We start from the raw sequence: 2,112 nt of genomic DNA on the forward strand, positions 1-2,112 counted from the left end.
GATCCGTGACCACATCTCGAAGCAGCCGCCTGAGCGGGCAGAACGGCTGTACGTGAGCTTGATAGCGCGCGGAGACGATACGTACGTGGATCAAGCGCTGACGACGTTGCAAGCCCATCCCGACGAGAAGGCGTTGCGAGCGCTCGTCCTCTGCCTGCTATACGACGACCCTGATTTAGTGCCGGACGCGGTCGCGGTTCTCGGCGCGCTTCTCGAGACAAAAGTCGAATTCGACGAAAGTACGCAAGAATACGATCAACACAACGCGATCGAAGACCTCCGTGAGTGCATCCGATCGTCCGACCACGCAGTCAATAAAATCGCTGCGATCGAAACCCTGGCGGACCTCGAGCCGGCCGATCCGACGCTGATCGATCACGAGCAACTCGTCGGGACGATCGAACCAGCGCTCGACGACCCCGACGAGGACGTTCGGCAAGCCGCCGAAGACGTAGTGACCCGACTCGAGTAACGTCGAGCCCTCGCTCGAGACACAAGCACCGGACTTGCTGGAGGACAAATACGGGATTTCGTTCCTCGACGAGGTTTAGCACCTGAAAGAGCAACCACGAGGGCACCTGAAAGGCGATATCGGCGAAGAAGCGATCGCACCGCGTCTCGCTCTGGAGAAAGGTTACGATGTCGTGGATCCTCCGTTCGATATGGGCACCGGAAAGCCCGGCTTCGACGTGGTCGCTCGCAACCCCAGAAGCAACGGCCCCGACGAACTCATCATCATCATCGAATCCAAATATTATGGCGATAACTCTCCTCAGGAAATTACTACAACCGGATATCTGAGGGAACCTGAAAAAGGCACACAAATGGGCGAGGACTGGGTTGAAGAAACGATTGATAAATTAGAGGAACGGGCGACTACACCAGAGCAACAAAATTTTGTAGATGAATTAAGGGAATCAAACACTCCTCAAAATGAGGAGAAAGTTCTAAGGAAAGAACTCGTCGTTGTACAAGACCGGCCAAAAAATGGTAAAACGGTTGATGGTGGCCTCGCAAGTGACGTTGGCCTAGATGATGTAGACGTAGTCAAACTTGGGGAGGTGATAGGTGAATGACTGAATTAGAAAACAAATTCCCCGAACAACAGATCGAGATCGACAGTGAGTTCTTCGAGTTCAAGGAGAAAAACGCCAAGGAAAAAGTAAAGAAAAGGGAAAGTCAGATTGAAGGTCAAGAGTATACGGAAGGAGATTACAAGATTGAATGGCTAGCAGGAAGTCAAAAAAGCATACTGGCGAAGTGTAAACTGCTCCGTGAATCGTACGATAAGGCAGAAGACTGGTTCGCAGGCGCGGCGCAACATCGCCTATCGTATAATAAAAAATATACGAAAGATATTCTTGAATTTGATAACGAAAATAAACAGTTACGAAAGCAATTCAGCATCAGAAGTCGATACTCGTTGCACTCCGATCACGAGACGACGAGAAGACCTATCGGGCTGCTGAAATGGCTGATCAGTATCTAACCCAACTCAAACAGCAGCCGGCTGATCCTGTCCGTTACTACTACGTGCGAGCACTGGCGCTCACGATTCTCGGAGAAGACTTAACGGCCCGACAACAGATCGCAAATCTACGACATGACTTGGCCGACGAGGAACTGGAACACAACCAATACAGAGACGAATCGATGAAAGCGTTCTACGAAGCCGTTTCCGACGTTTTCGAGGGGATTCTCACAGCCACACCTAAACAGGCGAACGCAGGACTGCATGTATTAATTGGAATCTACACTCAAAATATCAATAAAATCAACCTAGATACAGCGTTTCCGCGGACGGCATTTCCCCTTGCCGTTCTCTGTCACAAACAGGACATCGAAATCGACGTCGAGAGTCCCTACCTCCATCTCGAGTACGCGACTCGCTCATAACACCACTCGAAAGCAAACGCTGTAGTTATGTTACCAAAATAATATTTCGGACTGAAGCTCCCGTCATGGTAACTATTCACGCACCATACATTAATTCATATAGGTAAATAAACAAATATTAGAATAATGGGTAATGAAACGTGGCGAACGGAGATAACGACCGGCTTTACTGATCTAGACGCAGACAAGGCCGCCGACGGCCAAGAACTGTGGCCG

The 2,112-nt window shown here is 50.0% G+C and carries 4 protein-coding genes; all 4 read left to right on the forward strand.

Features of this window, described 5'->3' with window-relative positions:
* Positions 1-472, forward strand: a 472-nt coding sequence (locus TX80_RS11025; RefSeq protein WP_230198717.1) for a HEAT repeat domain-containing protein, incomplete at its 5' end; no start/stop codon positions are given.
* A gap of 190 nt (positions 473-662) precedes the next feature.
* On the forward strand, positions 663-1,076 hold the full coding sequence (locus TX80_RS11030; RefSeq protein WP_049923138.1) for a hypothetical protein: 414 nt from the start codon (positions 663-665) through the stop codon (positions 1,074-1,076).
* A complete protein-coding gene (locus TX80_RS11035; RefSeq protein WP_049923139.1) occupies positions 1,073-1,489 on the forward strand; it encodes a hypothetical protein in 417 nt (138 codons plus the stop codon). The genes TX80_RS11030 and TX80_RS11035 overlap by 4 nt, the downstream gene beginning before the upstream one ends.
* On the forward strand, positions 1,471-1,896 hold the full coding sequence (locus TX80_RS11040; RefSeq protein WP_049923140.1) for an Imm49 family immunity protein: 426 nt from the start codon (positions 1,471-1,473) through the stop codon (positions 1,894-1,896). The genes TX80_RS11035 and TX80_RS11040 overlap by 19 nt, the downstream gene beginning before the upstream one ends.
* Positions 1,897-2,112: the final 216 nt, after the last annotated feature.

It is taken from the genome of Halopiger djelfimassiliensis (genome assembly GCF_000455365.1).
Classification (GTDB): domain Archaea; phylum Halobacteriota; class Halobacteria; order Halobacteriales; family Natrialbaceae; genus Halopiger_B; species Halopiger_B djelfimassiliensis.

Bases quoted from the DNA above. Each gene is read 5' to 3' on its own strand.
- TX80_RS11030 (WP_049923138.1), top strand. From the start codon at position 663: ATGGGCACCGGAAAGCCCGGCTTCGACGTGGTCGCTCGCAACCCCAGA.
- TX80_RS11035 (WP_049923139.1), top strand. From the start codon at position 1,073: ATGACTGAATTAGAAAACAAATTCCCCGAACAACAGATCGAGATCGAC.
- TX80_RS11040 (WP_049923140.1), top strand. From the start codon at position 1,471: ATGGCTGATCAGTATCTAACCCAACTCAAACAGCAGCCGGCTGATCCT.